This window comes from Gammaproteobacteria bacterium, from assembly GCA_035546635.1.
In the GTDB taxonomy this organism is placed as follows: domain Bacteria; phylum Pseudomonadota; class Gammaproteobacteria; order JAURND01; family JAURND01; genus DASZWJ01.
In genome coordinates this window covers 121,304-145,476 of the sequence record DASZWJ010000034.1, presented here as the reverse complement: position 1 = coordinate 145,476, position 24,173 = coordinate 121,304, and the positions used below count along the sequence as shown (strand labels likewise).

General features: G+C 44.5%; 12 protein-coding genes. 6 read left to right on the top strand and 6 right to left on the bottom strand.

All coding sequences use genetic code 11. The features are described from left to right. Position 1 precedes the first annotated feature (1 nt). The 6 genes from pgi to zwf all read right to left on the bottom strand — a co-directional run bounded on the left by pgi (position 2) and on the right by zwf (position 14,113). Entirely contained in the window at positions 2 to 1,636 is a 1,635-nt protein-coding gene (gene pgi / locus VHE99_09995) for a glucose-6-phosphate isomerase (protein ID HVV69343.1), read from the bottom strand. Next, positions 1,633 to 2,280 carry an HAD family phosphatase gene (locus VHE99_09990; protein ID HVV69342.1) on the bottom strand — a complete coding sequence of 216 codons (648 nt, stop codon included), beginning with the start codon at positions 2,278 to 2,280 and terminating at the stop codon, positions 1,633 to 1,635. Before VHE99_09990 ends, pgi begins: the two co-directional genes overlap by 4 nt. Continuing rightward, positions 2,277 to 2,948: a ribulose-phosphate 3-epimerase gene (gene rpe / locus VHE99_09985; protein HVV69341.1), complete on the bottom strand. Its 672-nt coding sequence runs from the start codon at positions 2,946 to 2,948 to the stop codon at positions 2,277 to 2,279. Before rpe ends, VHE99_09990 begins: the two co-directional genes overlap by 4 nt. Positions 2,949 to 3,188: 240 nt before the next feature. Beyond that, positions 3,189 to 11,813 carry a glucoamylase family protein gene (locus VHE99_09980; protein ID HVV69340.1) on the bottom strand — a complete coding sequence of 2,875 codons (8,625 nt, stop codon included), beginning with the start codon at positions 11,811 to 11,813 and terminating at the stop codon, positions 3,189 to 3,191. A gap of 21 nt (positions 11,814 to 11,834) precedes the next feature. Continuing rightward, entirely contained in the window at positions 11,835 to 12,611 is a 777-nt protein-coding gene (gene pgl, locus VHE99_09975; GenBank protein ID HVV69339.1) for a 6-phosphogluconolactonase, read from the bottom strand. Next, the gene (zwf, locus tag VHE99_09970) at positions 12,599 to 14,113 is read right to left on the bottom strand and encodes a glucose-6-phosphate dehydrogenase (GenBank protein HVV69338.1); all 1,515 of its coding nucleotides are present in this window, start codon (positions 14,111 to 14,113) and stop codon (positions 12,599 to 12,601) included. Before zwf ends, pgl begins: the two co-directional genes overlap by 13 nt. A gap of 166 nt (positions 14,114 to 14,279) precedes the next feature. On the opposite strand from zwf, the gene pgm reads away from it, so the two are divergent. From pgm to VHE99_09940, 6 genes are all read left to right on the top strand, one after another. Then, on the top strand, positions 14,280 to 15,950 hold the full coding sequence (gene pgm / locus VHE99_09965) for a phosphoglucomutase (alpha-D-glucose-1,6-bisphosphate-dependent) (protein HVV69337.1): 1,671 nt from the start codon (positions 14,280 to 14,282) through the stop codon (positions 15,948 to 15,950). Beyond that, complete coding sequence (locus VHE99_09960) at positions 15,940 to 17,244, top strand: glucoamylase family protein (protein ID HVV69336.1); 1,305 nt, start codon at positions 15,940 to 15,942, stop codon at positions 17,242 to 17,244. Before pgm ends, VHE99_09960 begins: the two co-directional genes overlap by 11 nt. A 79-nt stretch (positions 17,245 to 17,323) precedes the next feature. Continuing rightward, on the top strand, positions 17,324 to 18,337 hold the full coding sequence (locus VHE99_09955) for a class I fructose-bisphosphate aldolase (GenBank protein HVV69335.1): 1,014 nt from the start codon (positions 17,324 to 17,326) through the stop codon (positions 18,335 to 18,337). A 232-nt stretch (positions 18,338 to 18,569) separates the two neighbouring features. After that, positions 18,570 to 19,985, top strand: a complete 1,416-nt coding sequence (gndA, locus tag VHE99_09950) for an NADP-dependent phosphogluconate dehydrogenase (protein ID HVV69334.1) — start codon at positions 18,570 to 18,572, stop codon at positions 19,983 to 19,985. A 106-nt stretch (positions 19,986 to 20,091) separates the two neighbouring features. Beyond that, positions 20,092 to 22,164, top strand: a complete 2,073-nt coding sequence (gene tkt / locus VHE99_09945) for a transketolase (protein ID HVV69333.1) — start codon at positions 20,092 to 20,094, stop codon at positions 22,162 to 22,164. An 82-nt stretch (positions 22,165 to 22,246) separates the two neighbouring features. Further along, a complete protein-coding gene (locus tag VHE99_09940; protein HVV69332.1) occupies positions 22,247 to 24,145 on the top strand; it encodes a HAMP domain-containing sensor histidine kinase in 1,899 nt (632 codons plus the stop codon). Positions 24,146 to 24,173 lie beyond the last annotated feature (28 nt).

Here is a 24,173-nt window from a genome sequence, read left to right as displayed (position 1 = left end):
CCTAAAACATCCTTCCCCCATAGGTTCGATAACGAGAAATCAGCGTATTCGTAGAACTATCATGCTTCAATTCCGGTTCAGCTTGGCTTTCTAATTCAGGAATGATTTGCAACGCCAACTTCTTACCCAGCTCCACCCCCCACTGATCAAATGAGTCAATTTGCCAAATGGCGCCTTGCGTGAAAACACAGTGTTCATAAAGCGCAACCAGCTTGCCGAGGGCTTGTGGTGTCAAACGCTCCAATAACAACATGGAAGACGGGCGATTACCTTCAAACGTGCGATGCGGCACCAACCAGTCCGGCGTACCTTCCGCCTTAACTTCTGCTGCGGTTTTGCCAAAAGCTAAAGCCTCAGCCTGTGCAAAGACGTTGGCCATCAGTAAATCATGATGACGCCCCAATGGATTTAATGTCTGAATAAACGCAATAAAATCACACGGCACTAACTTAGTACCCTGATGCAATAACTGATAAAAAGAATGTTGGCCATTGGTACCTGGTTCGCCCCAATAAATGGGGCCGGTCTGATAATTAACTTCTGCTCCATTCAGTGTCACATGCTTACCATTGCTTTCCATCGTCAATTGCTGCAGATAAGCTGGAAAACGCTTTAAATATTGCTCATAGGGCAACACCGCCACCGTCTGCGCTGCAAAAAAATTGTTATACCAGATACCTAACAATCCCATTAGCACCGGCAAATTACGCTCAAATGGCGCGGTGCGAAAATGTTCATCCATCTCATGGAAACCCGCGAGCATATCGCGAAAATGATCGGGGCCAATGGCTGTCATAATCGATAAACCAATCGCTGAATCCATAGAATAGCGACCACCTACCCAATCCCAAAACTCAAACATATTCGCCGTATCAATACCAAACTTTGCCACTTCTTCGGCATTAGTTGAAACTGCAACGAAATGCTTGGCAACTGCCGCTTGATTCTTCAATGTCTTTAATAACCAATCGCGCGCCGTACGCGCATTGGTAATCGTCTCCAGCGTCGTAAAAGTTTTAGATGAAATAATAAATAATGTCTCTTCAGGATCAAGATCACGTGTGGCTTCAACAAAATCCGTACCGTCAATATTAGAAACAAAACGGCAGGTCAACTCCGGCGGACTATAATGTCGCAAGGCTTCATATGCCATGACCGGCCCCAGATCAGAGCCACCTATACCAATATTAATAATATTACGAATAGATTTACCGCTATGGCCTTTCCATTCACCACTGCGGATTTTGTTAGCAAAACCCGCCATTTTATCGAGCACCGCGTGAACTTCCGGCACAACATCCGCCCCATCCACCACCAGCGATTGTCCTTTAGGAATACGCAAGGCAATATGCAATACGGATCTGTCTTCCGTGACGTTTATTCTCTCGCCTTTAAACATCGCCTCAATGCGTGATTTGAGTTTAGATTGCTCTGCTAATTGCAAAAGTAACTTTAAGGTCTCATCCGTAATCCGGTGTTTGGAATAATCAAAATAAATACCTGCTGCCTCAAACGCCAGACGTTGTCCACGCTTGGGATCTTCTTGGAAAAGTGTGCGTAAATGTATATCACGCATATTTTGATAATGTGTTGTAAGCGCCTGCCATGCAGGCAATGCCGTTAACTGCGAAGTCATTCTGATATTCCTTCTAATCCAAATTTAGCCAATTTCTCACACGTCGATTGATAATCGGTATGATGAATTCCTTTAATTCCCAAACCTTCTGCAACACTGACAAACATCAAGCGATCTTCAATATATAAGACCTGTTCGGTAGGTGTTTGTGAAATATCCAATGCCATACGAAATATATCAGCATCGGGTTTGCGCAGATGCACGTAGCAGGAAGAAATAAAAAAATCTACAAAGCTGTGCAATTTAAATTTTTTAATACGATAGATATTGAGTTCACGCGCTTCATTACTGACTACGGCAATTTTCAGACCGTAGCGAGACTTGAGTTGACAAATTAATTCCAACATTTGTGGATAAGGTTGCGACTGGGTAAACATGAAGGCTTTGAATTGCGCTCTAGTAAATGACCTTTTTTGATAAAATACGACACGTTGTAGATATTCTTCCAAGTCAATTTTGCCTGACTCATAAGTATCGAAAGTTAGATGATGCCGCTCCTGCATGTCATCGCAATCGAGATGAAAGTGTTGGGCAGCGAGGTTTCGGCTTTTTCTGTCCCAGCCATTGGTTAATAACACACCACCTATATCGAGGAATAATGTAGTAATAGGGGGGGTTTTGGTTTTGGAATTTTTTTTGTTCATGAGTTCTTCCTTAATTGTTCACGCAAATTTGCAATCACTTTAGCATAATCTGGTGCACCAAAAATAGCCGAACCAATAACAAACCTTGTTGCACCCGCACGTGCAATTTCAGCAATGTTATTGATTTTAATACCACCATCTACCGCCAAAATAATATCACGACCACTCGCTAAAATAAGCTCTCTTAGCTTCTTGATTTTATCTAAAGAGGAAGGAATAAATGCCTGCCCGCCAAACCCAGGGTTAACTGACATAACTAAAATAAAATCCAACTGCTCTAACAAACTTTCTACATGCTGCCAAGTGGTATCTGGTTTAAGCGCAATACCCGCCCTACAACCCTGTCCACGAATTTGCATCAAATTGCGCTCTGCCTGCTTCGATGCTTCATAATGAAATATGATGCCAGAGGCTCCCGCTTTGGCAAAATCCACAATCAGCTGATCGATAGGCTCTGCCATTAAATGCACATTGATTTCCGCTTGAATACCGTAACGACGTAACGAAGCACACACGACAGGACCGATAGTCAGATTCGGCACAAAATGATTATCCATGGCATCAAAATGCAAGGCATCGGCGCCTGCCGCCATCACCGCTTCTGCCTCTTGCCCTAAACGTGCGAAGTCGGCGGATAGTAATGAAGCGGCTATTTGATAATTACGCATGGGGTTTCCTAAAAACTGTAACTTCTCTCACCTGGTGGGCATAAGCTTCGCACCATATCCCCTCTCCCCCAAGGCTAGGGTATGCACACATCTTTCATAAGCGCTTCTAAGCTAAGAATTAGCACTGTAACTCCCTCTCCCGCGAAAAGAGTTTGAAAGAACTCTGAACCTTGCTTAGCCTAAAGTCTAGTGCTACTTTCGCCGATGAGTAGCAATCACTTTCATTGGAGCAAGTATGGGTCACAGCAATGGCACTTTCAAATCAACAAAATGCTCTCGCCCATCATCCAACAAAGTTAACACTAAATCAGGCAACAGCATACCATCCAACAACAACTCCCCTTGCTCTTGCCCTTGCACCCGCTTCACAGAAATCTTATACAACGTATTCCCATAACGATAATCTGCTGTAAAACCATCCCAAGCATCTGGTAACAGCGGTTTCACATGCAACTGATTACCATCCTCCAATTGCAAACCTAACAAAGTTTCCGTCATCAAACGATACATCCAACCCGCCGATCCCGTATACCAACTCCAACCACCCCGCCCCGTATGTGGCGCCACACTATACACATCACCCGCCGTCACATACGGTTCAATTTTATAGCGGCTGATTTCCGCCGACGTACGCCCATGATTCACCGGATTCAACATATGCAACAATTGCCAAGCACGCTCTTTATCACCCGCCTCAGCAAACGCCATCGCCGCCCAAACTGCAGCATGCGTATACTGACCACCATTCTCTCGAATACCCGGCACATAACCCTCAATATAACCCGGGCTAGGCTTAGATTCATCAAAGGGTGGATCCAACAACTTAATCAAACTATTTTCAGCATCAACCAAATAATGATACAACGCGGCCAAAGCCTGCTTTCCACGTAATGAATCCGCTGCACCTGATAACACCGCCCAACTTTGCGCAATTGAATCAATCCGACACTCCGTATTACTGGCTGACCCCAAAGGTGTACCATCATCAAAATAAGCACGCCGGAACCATTCCCCATCCCAAGCTGCCTCAATATGTTGCGCCAATTGCTGACTTTCCGATTCACAGCGTGTTGCAAAAGCACTGTCACCATAACGCGCAGCGATCGGCGCAAAACTTTTCAACACACTGTATAAGAAAAATCCTAACCAAACACTCTCGCCATGCCCATCCTTGCCCACCAAATTCATACCATCATTCCAGTCACCCGAACCCATCAGCGGCAAACCATGCACCCCGAATTTCAAACCATAACCAATAGCACGCACCGCATGGTGGTAAAGACAAAAACTTTCTGTGCCTATCAACGGCAAATCATAATAAGATTCTTCATCAACATTCAGTGGCCGTCCTCTGAGAAACGGCACAGCCTCATCCAATACCGCCATGTCTCCGGTCGCATCAATGTAATGACACAACACAAAAGGCAACCATAAATAATCATCAGAACAACGCGTACGCACGCCACGGTTGGATGGCGGATGCCACCAATGTTGCACATCGCCCTCTTCAAACTGATGCGCCGCACAGAGCAACAAATGCTTGCGCAACAGTTCGGGCGCCATATGGGTCAGCGCCATCACATCTTGCAATTGATCGCGAAAACCAAACGCACCACCTGACTGATAATAACCGCTGCGCCCCCACAACCGACTAGACAAGACCTGATACAGTAACCAACCATTGGCCAAGAAATTAAACCCAACATCCGGTGTTGTAACTTGCAATGCACTCAAGCTGTGTTGCCAATATTGCCGCACGCCCGCTAATGCACTCTGTGCAGCAGGTAAACCACGATAGCGCTGCGCCAAACTTTCAGCTTCTGACTTATTCTGTCCCGCACCTAAAGTAAAGACAATCTCACGCGATTGACCTTCGGCTAAATCAAAAGTTAATTGAATCGCACCGCAAGGATCTAACGCCGCCCCCACACGCCCTGACAAGCGTTTACGTTCCAAAGCAACGGGTCGAGCCAAACTGCGATTACGACCAATAAACTCCGCACGATCACCGGTAACGGTACGCGTATTTAAGCCTGAAGTCGCAGTGGCTGCATCAAAAAAAGCCGTGCGCTCACCAAACTCCGTGTTGTAATGATTTTGCGCTAACAATGCACCACCTGCCGATAATTCCGTGACCACATACATCGCATTCTTAGTACGTAAATCTCCCAATACCCAAGCGACATAACCCGTCACCGATAAACGTCGTACACGCTTTGAATCATTGCGTATCTTTAACACGGAAAATTTAACCGCTGCATCCAACGCCACAAACATAGATAATTCTGAATGAATCTCTTCTTCCGCATGTTCAAACACGCTGTAACCAAAACCGTGGCGCGTTAAATAATCACCACGCCCAGGGCACGGTAATGCGGCAGGCGACCATACCTGTCCGGTTTCTTCATCGCGTACATAAAATGCTTCGCCGGAAGAATCCTTGAGCGGATCATTATCCCAAGGTGTCAAACGAAACTCATGGGCATTTTCTATCCAGGTATAACCTTGCGCAGTTTCTGAAACTAAAGTACCAAAATTAGGATTAGCCAACACATTGACCCAAGGTGCGGGGGTGGGTGCATTTTCAGACAGACGAATGACATACTCATCCCCACTGGCAGAAAACCCGCCTAAGCCATTAAAAAATTGTAAATCCGGCGGCAATGGCAGCGACTTATCATAGACAAAAACATGCGGTGATTTAATGACAGCTAAAGCGGGCATCAAAGGCGGGCTGACACGGCGGCGGCTCAGCTGTTCACGTAATTTCCCGCGTTTGTCTGAAAGAATATAGCGGGCAACGGATTGCAACAACACATGATCTTCCAAGGGAACTTGATCCATCATACGCACAACAATACTGCCACTATGATCGGGGGCGTTTGCGCTGATGTTGGCATTAATCAAACTCATAATCTGATCTTGCAATGTCTGGCGATAACTGACGCGCTCTTCATTTAAAATCACCAAATCTACGGCTAAACCTTTACGCCGCCAATAAGCTTGTGCTTGAATGAGTTGCCGTACTAATTCAATGTTAACGGCATCTTCAATTTCCAATAATACAATCGGCAAATCACCAGAAATTGAATAACCCCACAAACCGGATTGTCCGCGACGATTACTAGCAATAATGGCCGGATCTGCGCGACGATTGGTACTGGTGTAAATAATCGCACTGGCGAGTTTACCAAACAGCTGTGCGTCAGCCTCGGTGATATTCAACTGATGCAACAACACTTGACCATGCGTCCAAGCTAATTCGAAAACGCGGTTGGCAAAACTGCGATCATGGTATTTCTCTGCCAAAGCCAAACAATGGTCATGCGTATCTGCCACACCGGTTATCAGATCAAAGGTCACTAAGGCATCAGGTTCCAAGGTTAATCGGCAGCGGATAGCGACAATCGGATCTAACACAGCACCTTGGGTATTAGAAAGATCCCCTGTTTCCAGCATAGCTAAAGGCGCAGCTAAAGTCCGGTCACGGCCAATAAACTGTGAGCGATCCGTTTCAAACGATAGAACAAAGGGCTGTTCTGTATAGACATTCAAGCGATGACACATAAACGGCGGTTTTTCTTGTTCATCACGCGGTCTACGCGTCGCTAAAATTGCCTGTTGTTCTGGTAGAAGTTCTGTTTCTACAAATAAATTACTAAACGCGGCTTGCGCCTGATCGGCCGCCTGCGGCGCCAACACAATTTCTGCGAAACTGGTAAACTCAATGGTGCGTTTGACACCAGCTAAGTTATGAATGCGGATACGGCGTAATTCAATATCATCTTCTGGCGATACCACAATTTCCGTATGCATATCCAAATTCATCAAACTACGGGTGAAATCAGCATGCGCTTCTGAGAACACCGCTTTGAAATTCTCAGCGCTTCCGGCGGTGGGTTGATAGCTGGTAGAACAATACTCACCCGTCGCAACATCACGCACATAACTGAACAAACCCCAGTTATCACAAGTACTATCCTCACGCCACCTCGTCACTGCTATATCTTTCCAACGGCTATAACCGCCACCTGCTTGGGTGAGCACCAAATGATAACGACCATTGGAAAGTAATTGCACTTGCGGTGTCTGGGTATTGGGTGTGTTAAATACCCGCATGGAAGCTTCTGGACGCGAGAGTACGGCGGCGCCCGTGGGTAATTTGGGTATGTGCAAGTAAGAGGCTGTGGGCTTGGGAATGCGTTCTTGCAATAACAATAATGTCGCCTGAAACAGTGGATCAGCGATAAAACGCTGCTGCATGGGTTGGTTATGTAATAAATAAGAAAATGCTAACAGACTCATGCCTTGATGATGCGCCATAAATGAGCGCACGATGGCTCTTTTACTATCCAGCGGCAAACGCGACAGCGTAAAATCAATCGCCTCATAAAAACCAAATTTACCGACAACATCCTCGGCTGCTAAGCGCTGCAGATTTTGACAAGCCGCTTCTGGTGCTACCATCAATGCCATGACACTGGCATAAGGTGCGATCACCAAATCTTCTTCCAAACCGCGCTTTAAACCTAACCCCGGCACACCAAAGGCGCGGTACAAATAATTGATTTGCGTATCCACTGCATTAAAACCTGACTCAGATACACCCCAAGGTAAGCCACGTTGTTTGCCATAGGCAATCTGGCGTCTTACTGCCACACGGCAAGTTTGATCCAACAATGTATCCGGGTAAGTCGGCATGACCAATAGCGGCATTAAATACTCAAACATCGAGCCGCTCCAGGAAATTAAAATCGGCTCACCACCACTTGATACTAATAACCGTCCTAAAGCAAACCAGCTTTCCTGCGGCGTTTGCCCCTGCGCAATGGCAACGAAATTACCTAAACGCGCTTCTGAAGACAGCAAATCGTAATAACTGGCATCTACACGCTGTTCATCAACATTGAAACCAATCGTCATTAAATGACTAGCTTGATCGTACAAAAAGCTCATATCCATTTCAGCGAATGAAAATGCACCTTCCGCCAAGGTTTCAATCAAGGCTATGCGTTCTTTTGCTGTGAAGATTGCTACCTTTTGCGCCTCATTATCCATAGCGGGTAAAAGCGCTATATCCCGTAAACTGGCATTAGCCGGCAATCCTGGCACATAAGCAAACAAACTGATTTCATCGCGCAGTGCCTGACATTGCAACAGTAATTTCTGCGACCAATCCGACATCTCATTTAATGCCGCACCCGATGGGGCTGATAACTCAGCAATTTTTTCTGCGGCCACACAGAGTTCTTCACAACTGCTAAGTGCAGTTGACCAACCGCTAAAGGCATGACGTGCATCTAACAATAATTGTTGGAAATGTTGGACTGCCTGCGCCAGGGATTTAATCACAGTGGTGGCTAACACATCGCGTGTATCTTCTAAGCCATCTAGATAACGCACACGCAACAATGGTTCATCCGGCAATGCCAATAACCCTTGTCGTAGCGTTAACAAATGGCCGGCTAAATTGCCGCTATCTACGGTAGAAATATAGCGCGGCAATAAGGGTTCTAATGTTTCAGTGCTGTACCAGTTATATAAATGGCCGCGATAATGTTCGAGTTTAGATACCGTCTGCAAAGTATTTTGCGTACGCTCCAATAGCTGGCGCATATTAATATAACCAAAATCATAAGCCGACAAACTCGCCAGTAACGATAAACCAATATTGGTAGGCGATGTACGTCGTGCTAAAGCCGGCACTGGCGCTTCTTGATAATTATCCGGCGGCAACCAAAAATTTTCCGCCGTAATAAACGTGTCAAAAAATCCCCAGGTTTTACGTGCCATTCTATGTAAAAAGCGTATTTGCCCGGCATCTAGTTTCGGTTCTTTGCGCACAAACGGCCTGCTCAGCCAAAGCGCAATCCAAGGTGAAAAAAACCATAACGCCAATAAAGGCAAAGCCAAAATTAATGACTCAAAACGCTTATGTGCAATTAAAATCGCTACCGCAGCTGAGGCAAAAACTGGCCCCATCCACATATGCATCAGCCATTCCAACGCTGTGCCGCGCAAACGTTTATCGACTTGATCTGAAGGTGTCCATTCTAATAAATGATGCCTAGAAATAAAGTTGCGCCAACAAGTACGAAACACCGCGCTCAAACTGTACCAAGCCTCATGCGGTAAGCACGCTAAATATAAAAACAATTGCCCAGCACGCCGCTGTATCACATGCAGAATATTAGTCACATGTTGCATGGGTAGCATATCGGCAGGCTTGCGCACTAATTCCAGCAATGTCGTCACCACAGCCGGCAATAATATAATCGTCAGAGTCAGACTCAGCCAAAACACCGTAGACGGCAACAATGTCCAGTTCAATGCAATTAATATCAATAGCGTCACCGCCACTAAACTGCGACGCAGATTATCAAATATCTTCCATTTCGATAACCCCGATAGTGGATTGGCTATCCGCTCTCCAGCTTCATTTCGCACCTTGGGAAATAACCAACCGATGATCTGCCAATCACCTCGAATCCAGCGGATGCGGCGTTTGGTATCTGCTAAATAACTGCTGGGTGATTTTTCATAGACAGGCGTATCGCTTAAAAAACCTGAACGCAAATAACAGCCTTCTAATAAATCATGACTGAGAATCTGATTATCCGGTAAACGTCCAGCCAAACCTTGCTGAAAAAAATCTACATCATAAATACCTTTACCAACAAAAGAGCCTTCGTGAAACACATCTTGATAAACATCAGATACTGTGCGGGTATAAGGGTCTATACCAAACTCACCACCACACAGTTTTACATAAAGTGTTTGACCAGAATTAGATAAAGCCTCTGCAACTCGAGGCTGTAAAATTCCATAGCCGGAGGTTACACGCTGCTTGGCTGCATCATAGTAGGGTCGATTTAAGGGATGCGCCATCGCACCCACAAACTGCCAAGCTGATTCACGCGGTAATTGCGTATCACTATCCAGCGTAATCACATATTTGACAGAAAGAAGGGGAGCGATATCTCCACTGATATAAGAAAAATTTTCTCTAGGATTACCACGCAACAAATCATTTAAATCGGTTAATTTACCGCGTTTGCGCTCCCTACCCATCCACACTTTCTCACGGACATTAAACGTGCGAGGACGATGGAATAAAAAAAAGATATCACTGCCCTCACGCGAATAGCGTTTATTGAGCTCGGCAATTTGTGATTGAGCCAAAGATAATAATTCCTCATCTCCTGGCATATGCTCTTGAGGTGCGTCATTAAAATCCGTCAGTAAGGCAAAATACAACTGCTCATCGCGATTACCTAAAAAACGCACCTCCAGCGCTTCAACTAACGTTTCAATACTGGATGGACTACTCAGCATGGAGGGCACTACCACCAATGTGCGGAAAGCCTCTGGAATTCCGTGCGTAAAATCCATGCGCGGCAAAGGCAACGGTTTCACCAGCAAGGTGGCTACCCAATTCACGAGCGCTACAGAAAGTTGGCTGCCACATATGGCAACTGTGATGCCCAAAATCCAAAGCCAACCGCTACCGATATGATTTTGACTCGCCTTAGCCACCACGCCACACACTAATGCCGCAGTAATCAAAAAGATAAAACCTAAATAACTTTGTAAAGCATGGCCATGAATAAAATGACGAATTTTTTGCCATCCGCTATAGCGTATATTCAACACATTTTTTAATTGCGGCAAACCGGCATCAATCAAGTAATAACCCACATGGCATAACCTTTCTTGATGAGGATCTGCCATTTCGGCAACAGAGACCGCCTGCGCTTGTGTTTTTGCCAACAAAATGGCGGCGGCGGCGACTTCTTCTTCGGGATGTGAACTACTGCGTGATAACCGTTCAATCACATGACGATAACGGTCGCGGGTGCTGAAATCCATCTGGCTATAAATTTGCGCCGGATCCGTCATTAAGGTTTGATTGACCACGCTCACATGTTCAACAAAATCGCGCCAATTGACTTCACCTAAACGCCGTAAACTGGCAATGCTATTACTGACTGTGACCTGATTAGCCGCTTGATACTTATTTTCTTCATGTACTAATTGTTCAATCGTCAATCCTTCATCGGTCAAGTGCTGTTCAATCCAGCTTAACGGCAATGACAGTGCCGCACCTTGTAAACGTCGCGCTAATTCGGCGACGAAAGCACTGCTCATGGGTGGATCAGAACGTGCCATATCGGCAATGACAATCACGAGTCTTTTTGGCTCTGATGCAGCTACTTCTATCATACGATCAGCCCAACGATCAGCTAGGCTGCGATCATTTTTATCAGCGACAATGCGTTTAGCGGCACGGCTTAAATTTTCAATCAAGGCCACGCCTAAGGTAATGGGGACAGCCCACAACTCTCCTAGCGTCAGCGGCGTGACGCTTTGATAAGCGGAGATAAAGCGGGTTAAATTTTCTAGATCCCAACGGCCATCACCGTGTTCAATGATTTGTAAGGCAATATCATAAACGCGCGGCAGTCCTTGCAATCCGCTGGCTAAATGCGGCAATGCCCTGCCGTAACCTTTGGGGAGATGACGCCTGATTGTGTGAATTTGTTCTTGAATTAAATAAAAATTATCCAGCAACCACTCGCTGGCAGGGGATAGGCTACCATTGCCATTTTCGGTTATTTTTTGTGTAAGTATGCTACAGGATTTAATTAAGGCGGCTTCGCTTTCTGACAGTCGATTTAATAATATATCAGGGACAAATTTTTCAGTTAGTTGGTGTGAAAGCGCCAAGGTAATGCCGTAACGCTCAAGCTGATCGGCGCTAAAAAGTTCCGGGAGTAAAGGTGGCTCAGTTGCGTCTTCGGTTGAAGTTTTGTTTTTAAGGTGCAACCATTCTTGGATGGTGCCAATTAGGGTTTCGGTGTCCATTAAAAGCTTCCGTGTTGTTAATTATTCATTAGTTTCGCGTAACAAGCTCCGCGCCGCTTTCTCATCCAAATACCAAATCGTCTCTCCTCCAGCACAGCGGATCAATTGTGCCGGAAACTGCGATGGGTCAAATGAACCACGCAACACCTCTTTAACTGCCGGTGCTTTATCCTCGCCTTTCACTAAAAAACATACACATTGACTGTTATTCAACGCAGGCGGCGTCAAGCTGAGGCGATACATCTGCAATTTCTCAACCCATAATGCCTCAACCAGTTTGCTGGTACCCACTTCAATATAATTTTTCACCACTTCACTATTCGGCATTAATGAAGCCGTATGTGCATCGGCTCCTAATCCTAAATAGACTAAATCAAATATCGGCAATTCACTATTAAACACCTGACGCAATGTCTGTTCATACTGCAGAGCTGCCAGGCTTGGATCTTTTAAATCCGTTGGCATGGGATAAATATTTTCAGTCAACACCGGTAACTTAGAAAATAAATGCACATAGGCCGAATGATAATTACTCGCGCTATCATCAGCGGCAACATAACGCTCATCACCAAAGAAAAATTTTATTTTCTGCCAAGGAATTTTGGTTGTTTGCGAATTTTTCACTAAGGTATCGTAAAAAAGTTGCGGCGTTTCACCTCCTGAAAGCACAACATTAAATTGCTGTTTTTTAGAAACTGCCTGGATGGCGCGTTGTGCAAAATCCTCGGCAGCAGCCTCAAATAAGGAGATGGCATCAGGTAAAATATGTAAAAGCGCATGATTAATTACAGTATCCATTTTCTACCATCTCGTTCTAACAACTCATCAGCTGCTTTGGGCCCCCAAGATCCCGCCACATAATTCGGAAAATCGCGCGGCGGCAGTGCACTCCAAATATCTAAAACTGGTTGCACCAAACACCAAGCAACTTCTTCCATCTCCGCTCGTGCAAATAAAGTATGGTCACCATTCATGCAATCATACAGCACGGTTTCATACCCAGTTTTCGGCTCAATACCAAAATAATCCCCGTATTTGAAATCCATATTCACCGGACCTAATTGCATCAACGGACCAGGCACTTTGGCATTGAAGCGCAAGGAAATACCTTCATCGGGTTGAATTTTAATGCACAACAAGTTGGGCTGAATGTTTTGTCCTGAACCAAATAAAACCGAAGGTCCTGATTTAAATTGAATAATAATTTCCGAAGTACGAACTGGCAACCGCTTGCCCGTGCGTAAATAAAATGGCACGTGCAACCAACGCCAGTTATCCAACATTAATTTTAATGCCACATAAGTTTCAGTATTGGAATGCGGATCGACATTTTTTTCTTCTCGGTAACTGACCACTTCTTTGCCATTGATTAGTCCTGCACCATATTGGCCGCGCACGGCGTATTGCAATACTTGTTCTGGGGTAAATTGATCGATGGTATGCAGCAGTTTGGATTTTTCATCGTGGATATAATTGGCAGAAAATGAAACCGGCGGTTCCATCGCAATTAAACTCAATACTTGAAAAATATGATTAGGCACCATATCGCGCAATGCGCCGGCACGCTCGTAATAAGCACCTCTTAATTCGACACCCAACGTTTCCGCAACGGTAATCTGCACATGATCGATATAACGGTGGTTCCATATTGGTTCAAAAATACCGTTGGAAAAACGAAAGGCGAGTAAATTTTGTACGGTTTCCTTACCCAAGAAATGATCGATACGAAATATTTGCGATTCATCGACTATGGATAGTAGCTCTTCATTCAATTTTTTTGCTGAAGCTAAATCATGTCCAAAAGGTTTTTCGACCACCAGATGCCGGAACACACCCTCTTCTTCTGTCAATAGCTTGACTTTATTTAACTCAGTTGCCACCGTAGCGATAAATTCAGGCGGTACTGCACAATAAAATAAGTAATTCTTACTGGCTTTTTGTTCTTGATTTAGTTGTTCTAGTTTATTTTTTAATGCCACATAAACGCCGGAATCATTAAAATCTCCTGAGATATAATCAACTCGTTTAATGAGTTCAAGACCAAAATTTCTTGTGGCTAAGTCTTTGATAAAGTTATCGACCTCTTGTGTTAACACATCGCGAAAACTTTGGGTGCTGTAATCCTCTTTGCCTAAACCAACAATATGGAAATTTTCATCTAATAATCCTTGCGTGCCTAAATTGCAAATGGCGGGGTAAAGCAGACGTTTGGTTAAATCACCGGTCACTCCAAAAATGACCAGTATGCAGGGACGGGCGGGTTGTGGATGTATTGATTCTACTGATTGGTGAGTCACCATTCATACTCCTTCATTATTAATTCCCATTGAAATATAATAGCTTATATTATTTTTAAAGGGAATTTTAGTTCTATAATAGCCGTTGCTTTTTCCCTTCTCCCACAAGGGGAGAAGGGAAAAAGTCGAGGCTATAAGAAATGCTTGAGCAATAAAAAAGGATTAACCCATGAATTCACCCAACTTAAGCCCCCTAGCCGGCAAGCCTGCTTCCGCCTCACTGCTGGTCGACGTACCCAAACTCATCACCGCCTATTACACCCAAGTACCCGACCCTTCCATACCCGCACAACGCGTTGCCTTCGGAACTTCAGGGCATCGCGGCTCCTCCTTCGACAATACCTTCAACGAATGGCACATACTCGCTACCACGGCAGCCATTTGTCTTTACCGCAAAGAACAAAATATCACAGGTCCCTTATTTATCGGCTTCGACACCCATGCCCTCTCCACACCCGCTTTCGCCAGCGCACTTGAAGTACTAGCGGCCAACGGCGTAGAAGTCATGACTGCTGCACAAGATGAATACACGCCTACTCCGGTGATTTCACACGCCATACTGACATACAACCGCAAACGTGAAAGCGGTCTCGCCGATGGTATTGTCATCACGCCCTCGCATAATCCACCTCAAGATGGTGGTTTTAAATACAATCCGCCCAACGGCGGGCCAGCAGATCAAAACATTACCCAATGGATAGAAACCAAGGCCAATGAATTTCTGGTCAATCAATTAAAAAACGTGAAAAGAATTCCCTTCTCACAAGCCCTACGCGCCAACACCACCCATACCCATGATTACCTCAATCATTACGTGAACGATCTCGAACAAGTCATTGATTTTGATGTAATTCGTAACGCCGGTCTCCGTATGGGCGTCGACCCACTGGGAGGCGCTGGCGTGCATTATTGGCCGGCCATAGCCAAACGCTATCAACTCGATCTGACCGTAGTCAACACAACGGTTGACCCCACCTTTCGTTTCATGACAGTAGACTGGGACGGTCAAATTCGCATGGATCCCTCTTCACCCTATGCAATGGAAAGTTTAATCAGTTTAAAAGATCGTTTTGATAATGCATTTGCCTGTGATACCGATCATGATCGGCATGGCATAGTCACACGCAGTTCGGGTTTGTTACCGCCTAATCATTATCTGGCAGTGGCTATTTATTATTTGTTTCAGCACCGTCGAGAATGGGCAAAATCGGCGGCCGTGGGGAAAACCTTAGTCAGCAGCCAAATGATTGATCGTGTCAGCACTAAACTTAGCCGCAAACTTTATGAAGTCCCCGTCGGCTTTAAATGGTTTGTCTCCGGCCTGCTTGACGGCACATTAGGATTTGTTGGAGAAGAAAGTGCCGGCGCATCTTTTCTACGTCGTGACGGCACCGTATGGACTACGGATAAAGATGGTATCACCGCAGCATTACTATCAGCTGAAATTACCGCCAAGATGCAACGCGACCCTGGTGAAATTTATCATGACCTGGAAAAAGAATTTGGCGTATCTCATTACCTACGCATTGATGCCCCAGCAACTCCTGCGCAAAAAGCCTCACTAAAAAAACTTTCAGCAGAGCAGATTCATTATAAAGAACTCGCGGGTGAAAATATTCAATCCATTTTAACCCACGCCCCTGCCAATGACGCGCCCATTGGCGGCGTGAAAGTCATTGCTGAACATGGCTGGTTTGCCGCACGCCCGTCCGGCACAGAAGATATTTATAAAATTTATGCAGAAAGTTTTAAAAGTGAAACACATTTGCAACAGATTATCAAAGAAGCACAAACTATAGTGAATGATGCACTAAACAAAGCGGTTATCCATGACCACTAAAAAACCAACCCTAGATGCCGAACTTGAAAAACTCCAACGTGAATCCTTCGAGTATTTCTTACACGAAGCCAATCATGCTAATGGGTTAATCAGGGATAAGAGCAAAGAGGATTGGCCGGCTAGCATTGCTGCAACCGGCGTTGCCTTAACCGCCTATCCCATCGCTGTCGAGCGCGGCTTCATGTCACGTAATGCAGCAATCGAGCGCACACTCAATACTTTGCGTTTTTTCTGGAACAGCCACCAAGGTACCGAACCCAATGCAACCGGCTATAAAGGTTTTTATTATCACTTCCTCGATATGCAAACCGGCCAACGTGCCTGGCGATGTGAATTATCTACCGTCGACAGCGCTTTTTTATTCGCAGGCATGTTAACTGCTGGCATTTATTTCAACGGAAATAGTAAAGAAGAACAGGAAATCCGCCGGTTAGTCGATGCGCTTTATCAACGCGCCGATTGGCAATGGGCACAAAACCAGGGAGTAACAGTTACCCATGGTTGGAAGCCGGAAACGGGTTTTCTTCCCTACCGCTGGGAAGGATATGACGAAGCAATGCTGCTCTATGTGCTGGGGCTCGGTTCTCCTACTTTTCCTCTACCGGAAACCAGCTATACTGCCTGGAGTAAAACTTATGAATGGAAGCAATGTTATGGCTTTGATTATTTATATGCCGGATCATTATTCACGCATCAGCTCTCCCATGTATGGCTGGATTTTCGCCACATCCAAGATGCGTTTATGCGTGAAAAAGCCAGCGACTATTTTGAAAACAGCCGACGTGCGACTTATGTTCAACAACGCTATGCTATCAATAACCCATTGGATTTTGTCGGTTATGGCGACTGTGCTTTTGGCATCACCGCCAGTGATGGTCCAGGTTTTGTAACGTGTAAAATCCACGGCATCCAGCGACAGTTTTATGATTACATTGCCCGCGGCGTACCTTACGGTCCTGATGATGGCACACTTGCCCCTTGGGCTGCTATCACCTCACTGCCGTTTGCACCTGAGATTGTACTGCCAGTTATTGACCATTACATTTATGAATTAAAGCTCAAAGAGCAGTATCGCTATGGTTTTAGATCTACGTTTAATAGAACCTTTCCTGAAAAATCTCATTTCTGCGGCTGGATATCACCCTGGCATTATGGGATCAATCAAGGACCAATTGTTTTGATGACAGAAAATTACCGGACTGAGTTATTGTGGAATTTAATGCGCAGTTGTCCGGTTATTATTAATGGATTGAAGCGAGCGGGGTTTAGTGGGGGATGGTTAGGCACTGAGTAATTCCTCTAACAGCCGTGGCTTTTTTCCTTCTCCCCTTGTGGGAGAAGGAAAAATGTTAAGGCCATAATAGGAGACAACTATGAACACACAAGAACTCATCAACACCGCCAAAGCCTTAGTCGCCAATGACAAAGGCCTACTGGCAATGGATGAAAGCACCACCACCTGTAACCAACGCTTTGCCAAACTCGGTATTCCGCAAACGATAGAAGCCCACCGCGCCTACCGAGAATTAATTGTCACGACACCTGGTTTAAGCGATTACATTAGCGGCGCAATTCTCTATGATGAAACCATTCACCAGCAAACCAAAGATGGCACACCTTTTGCGAATGCCTTAAAAAATGTTGGAATTATTCCTGGCATTAAAGTGGATATGGGTGCTGTTAGCCTCGCAGGACACCCTGGTGAGAAAATAACTGAAGGTTTAGATGGTTTACGCGCACGCTTGGCGCAATACGTACAAATGGGAGCACGGTTTGCCAAATGGCGTGCGGTGATTACCATTGGCGATAACATACCGAGCTATGGTTGTATTGAAGCGAATGCACAAGCACTGGCGCGTTACGCTGGGCTCTGTCAGGAAGCAAACTTAGTACCGATTATTGAACCCGAAGTACTGATGGACGGTGACCATACACTGGCACGATGTTTTAAAGTCACAGAGAAAGTGTTACATACAGTATTTAATCAGCTGCATACCCAGCGCATCCTGCTGGAAGGGATGCTGTTAAAACCCAACATGGTTGTTCCTGGATTAAACTGCCCAAAACAAGAAAGCATAGATGAAGTGGCCGATGCCACCATCAATTGTTTCTTACAAGTTGTCCCTGCACTCGTACCAGGTATTGTTTTTTTATCAGGAGGCCAATCTAGCCAATTAGCTTCAGCGCGTTTAAATGCGATGAACATTAGATTCAAGTCACGACTACCCTGGGCAGTTTCATTTTCGTTTGCTCGCGCTATCCAGCAACCGGCTATGGATATTTGGCAAGGCAAAGAAGAAAATGTTTCTGAAGCGCAGAAAGCATTGCTGCATCAAGCTAAATGTAATTGGATGGCACGCCGGGGGGAATATACTCACCGTGTTTGAGATTGAGATTTTTAACACTTCATGCCAGATGAAAGATTATGCATTTTATGAGATAAAAGACACGGTGAATATATTTTATTTTAAGAATAAGGGGGATACTCCCCCTTAAAATTTCCCATTGTCTTTTGGAAATGATAAAACGCAAGAGGAAAAGTTAAGATGGCAGAAAATGGTAGCATCACAACACAACTACATCGTTGTGATTTCACTTAAACCCAAAAGGACAAACAGCATGGTAGATCAATCACAAGCAGAAATTGGCATGGTTGGCTTAGGTGTTATGGGACGAAATTTATTATTAAACATGGCCGATCATAATTTTTTTGTTGCAGGTTACGACATTGATGCCGAGAAAGTGACTAGTCTTGTTAAAGAATCACAGGAGCATAATGTTCACGCCACCGGTGATATTCAAGCCTTTGTCAATTCGCTACGAAAGCCACGCGCAATTATATTACTGGTGCCTGCGGGTGCTCCAGTAGATGCGGCCATTAAAGATTTTGTACCCCTACTGCAACCTGGCGATCTCATTATCGATGCCGGCAATTCTTATTTTAAAGATACTGATAGACGCGCACAGGATTTAAAAGCCAAGGGTATTCACTTTATGGGCATGGGCGTATCCGGCGGCGAAGCTGGCGCACGTCACGGACCCAGTATGATGCCAGGCGGGCCTAAAGAAGCTTATGAACGGTTGCGTCCCCTGTTGGAAGCTGTGGCTGCTAAAGTCAAAGGCGAGCCTTGTGTGACTTATATCGGTCTAGGATCAGCGGGTCATTTTGTAAAAATGGTACATAATGGTATTGAATACGGCATCATGCAACTGATTAGCGAAACCTATGCTTTGATGAAACTGGGTCTTAGGTTAACTAACCAGCAATTACATGAGGTTTACAGCCTATGGAACCAAGGAGAATTAAGCAGCTACCTGCTAGAAATCACCAGCCATATTTTCAGCAAACTCGATGATAAAACTGGAAAGTCACTGATTGATATGATTACACCCGTTGCAGCACAAAAAGGCACCGGCATGTGGACTTCGCAAATCGCTATGGAATTACAAGTGCCTGTTCCTACCATTGATATTGCTGTGGCTATGCGTGATCTATCGGGTTTTGTTAGCGAACGGCAACAAGCCAGCGTACTTTATCCATCGCCGACTTTTCAGCTCACAAGTGACGCCACTCTTTTGATTCAACAATTACAACAGGCGCTCTTTGCTAGCCTTTTGATCGTGTATGCACAAGGTATGGCGTTACTTAAAGTGGCATCCGACAAATATCAGTACCAGCTACATCTTGAAGATATCGCTCGCATCTGGCGCGGCGGCTGCATTATTCGTGCAGCTTTGTTAGAAGATATTCGCTCTGCGTTTCAGGCTCATGCTGATTTACCCAACTTATTATTGGATGCTAATTTAGCAGAACAGCTAAAAAGCCATGAGAACGGTTTGCGCCAGGTCGTTGGCTTGGCTACAAAAGCCGGCATTGCCATACCGGGATTGACGCAATCCTTAAGCTATTTAGACAGTTATCGCAGTGCCTGGCTGCCGGCTAATCTGATTCAGGCACAGCGGGATTATTTTGGTTCGCATACTTATCGGCGCTTGGATAGGGATGGGATATTTCATACTGAGTGGGATAGTTAGACCCTGTAATCCTCTCCCTTTTGCCTCACCCCCCTTGAAAAAGGGGGTGAGAAAGGAAGAAAGACTTTTTACAGGGACACAAATTCACAAACAAGGAAGCCACACCATGAAACGCAGCAAAACCTCCTCTTTAGACCAACTCTGCGTTAATACCCTACGCACACTTTCCATCGACGCGGTGCAAAAAGCAGATAGCGGGCACCCTGGCCTACCCCTAGATGCGGCGCCAATGGCCTATGTGCTATGGACACGGCATCTACGTCACAACCCCAAGAATCCTAATTGGCATAACCGCGACCGCTTTGTGCTTTCCGCCGGACACGGTTCTATGCTGTTGTATAGTTTGCTACATCTGACCGGATATGCCGTTTCCCTGGAACAAATAAAACAATTTAGGCAATGGGGCAGCATCACACCCGGCCATCCCGAAAGTGAATTAACCCCAGGCGTTGAAGTCACTACAGGACCACTGGGACAAGGCTTTGCCAATGGCGTCGGTATGGCCATCGCTGAAAGTTATCTCGCCGCACGTTATAACCGACCCGGTTTCAATCTCATCGATCATTTTACTTATGCTTTGGTCAGCGATGGCGATTTAATGGAAGGCGTCGCAGCAGAAGCAGCATCACTCGCCGGTCATTTAAAACTAGGCAAATTAATTTATTTATATGACGACAATCACATGACGCTATCGGCTTCAACCCAGCTAGCGTTCACTGAAGACTGCCAACAACGTTTTAATGCTTATGGCTGGCATACGCACATGATTGAAGATGGCAATGATCTAGAAGCCATTGACCAAGCCATTAAAAATGCACAACAGGAAACTTTACGTCCCTCAATCATTATTATCAGAACCCATCTAGGCTACGGCTCTCCACATAAGCATGATACCTTTGAAGCCCACGGCTCTCCCCTAGGTGTAGAAGAAGTTAAGCTGACTAAACAAAATTTGGGCTGGCCTATCGAACCTAATTTTTACATACCCAAAGAAGCCACCAAACATTTTCATAACGCCCTCCTACAAGGGCGAAAATTAGAAAAATCCTGGAATGAACGATTGACCGCTTATGCAAAAAAATATCCAGATTTGGCACGTGAATTTTTACACTTAATGAATAAAGAACTCCCCTTAGGCTGGAACGAAAATATTCCCGTATTTCCTGCCCATGAGAAAGGCATGGCCACCCGCGATGCCTCGGCAAAAGTCATGCAAGCCTTTAGCCCTAATCTGCCGGGATTTATTGGCGGCTCGGCTGATTTAAATCCTTCGACGAAAACGCAATTAATTAACCTGGGTAATTTTCAAAATCCTGACATGGCCGTAGGCGACACCCAAGGGTCTGTAGATGGTGGTTGGACTTATGCCGGACGCAATATTTATTATGGCGTTCGCGAACATGCGATGGGCGCAATTAGTAATGGCTTGGCGACTTTTAATGGCATTATTCCATTCACAGCGACCTTTTTAACTTTCGCTGATTATATGCGCCCGCCGATGCGATTGGCGGCATTAATGGGACTGCAAGTGATTTATGTTTTTACTCACGACAGTTTAGCCTTAGGCGAAGATGGTCCAACGCATCAGCCCATAGAACAACTGGCGAGCCTGCGTGCCATTCCCAAAGTCGTTGTGATCCGGCCAGCAGATGCCAATGAAACTGCCATCGCCTGGCAAGTCGCTATAGAAACTCGTCATACGCCGGTGGCATTAGTGCTGACCAGGCAAGCAGTGCCTACACTAGATCGCAAGGAATTTGCCTCAGCCGAAGGTTTGCGACGCGGTGCTTATATTTTGGCAGATGCGCCAAAAAGCAAACCCGACATTATTTTAATTGCTAGCGGTTCAGAAGTTAGCTTAATTGTTCAAGCACAAAAAGAATTACAGAAAAAGAACATTGCCGTGCGCACGGTTTCCATGCCGAGCTGGGAATTATTTACAGCGCAATCACAAAAATATCGTGATTCAGTGCTGCCTCCTACCGTACCATTGCGACTGGCAGTTGAAGCGGGAGTTTCACAAGGTTGGGAGCGGTATATTGGAGAACAAGGTGCGATGATTAGCGTAGAGAAATTTGGTGCATCCGCACCCGCAGCAACATTAATGGAACACTATGGTTTTACTACAAAAAATGTTTACAAGCAGGCACTGGCCTTATTAAAAAAGAAAACCTCGTGATGAAAACAAAAAAATAACGGTATATACAAATCCAAATAATCGATGTTAGTATCATTTATGATAGCCGCCCAACGGAGAAAATATGGGTATTCATAACATAAGTGATATAAAAAAATCTATTAATCAGATAGCGCTTTTACCTTTAGTCATTATATTTTGTCTAGCCACCTTAGTTTTGAGTGTATTCAATTACAAATCTCAACTCAATAAACAATATCTAAATCATCATATTTTGCTAGGCCTATTTGCCACTTATCAATCACAACTCTCCGAGAAAATTAGCATCATCGCTTCATCACCGATTTTTTTAGATTATCTGCACTCTGGAGAACGCACCAAAACCGCTACTCTACCTGATTTTCTATCTTTACTGGAAACTTTAAAAGATTTCAGCGGCGGCATTGAAGGGATAAAAATTCAGGATATAGATAGTAATAACTTGTTTCAAAGTATTTCCTTCCAAGATGGAACAGTAAGTCCTGATAATGTCACTTTAAAATTATGTTATCTCGGCAACTTACTCAATACCCAGTTCGGTCAATGCAAGTATCAATTAACCTTATATTTTAATAAAGCCCTGTTAGAAAAATCCTTGCTGAAATCTCAATTAAATCTCAATCATTGTCCAAAATGTACACCTATTGACTTTATCGATAAACACTTAGCGTTTGGCACTTTTCCTATCCTGTCTTCTACCGGCTTGAAACTTAACCTTGAAATTACCAAACAATTAGAGTGGTTAATATTTTATGATATAGGATTATTATTTTTAGCCCTCATTATATTCGCCTTTTGGAACCGGCGCCGCGTCAACTATCTTACGCAACAATATATCGTTTCCCCACTAATGACTTTAAATACTGCATTAAAATCCGGCGATGGCTTGCGCAAAGTGGAGTATCCTATTGAAGAAGTAGCTTATCTCGCTAATGAATTAATTAGCTGGCAAGAAAAATATAAATCGGCTTTAACCAGTGAGCAACAAGCGAAAATTGGACGCATTGCATCACAGTTGGCGCATGATATCCGCTCACCGCTGGCCGCATTACAAACCATAGTCCAAGATCTATCTGGGTTTACCCAAACACAAAAAAAAATAATCCAGCATGTCGTGCTACGTATTAATGACATAGCCAATAATTTATTGCGTTCTCCAAAGAGCATTTCCACAAACACCACCGCTCTAACCACAACGCAACCTGAAGTAATTGCACCCATTATTGAAAGTTTAGTTCTTGAAAAGAAAATACAATTCAATTATAAAACCGTTCACTTTGATCTCAATTTTCAACCCCATGCTCTTAAAATTGCAGTTAATGTCAATCCCTCAGAATTCAAGCGCGTCATTTCTAACTTATTGGATAATGCTGTTGAATCACTAAAAGAAAAAGGCCAGATTCATATCAGTTTAATCTCAGATACAGATACCATTAAAATTATCATCGCAGATAATGGTTGTGGGATGTCACACGATTTGCTAAATAAAGTACTAAACGATGGCATTAGCACTAAACCTGAAGGTCATGGCATGGGATTATCACATGCCACAAAATGTATCAATCAATGGTCAGGACAATTAGCCATTGAATCTGAAGAAACTCGAGGCACCACCATTAGCATCACACTGCCCATTGCCATAAAATTTCAACCAGCTCAACCCGCAACTGAAGAACCCATCATCATTTTAGATGACAATAAAGTTTTAACTGAAACCTGGAAATTACAAGGCGAGCTGCGTGGGAAACAGGTAATGACTTTTAATCGCGTAGAGGAATTTTTGCAAGCAATTAAACATTATGCAAAAAACACACCTATTTATATAGACTCTTACCTTTCTGAAGATATGCGCGGAGAAATATTAGCTAAACAATTATTTGAACAAGGTTATCAAAACCTGTATTTGACGACAGGTTTTGAGAAAAGTCAATTTAAAGACATGTATTGGATTAAAGAAATAGTCGGCAAAGAACCGCCGTTCTAAGCTGTCACATCAACAATAAAAACTGGAG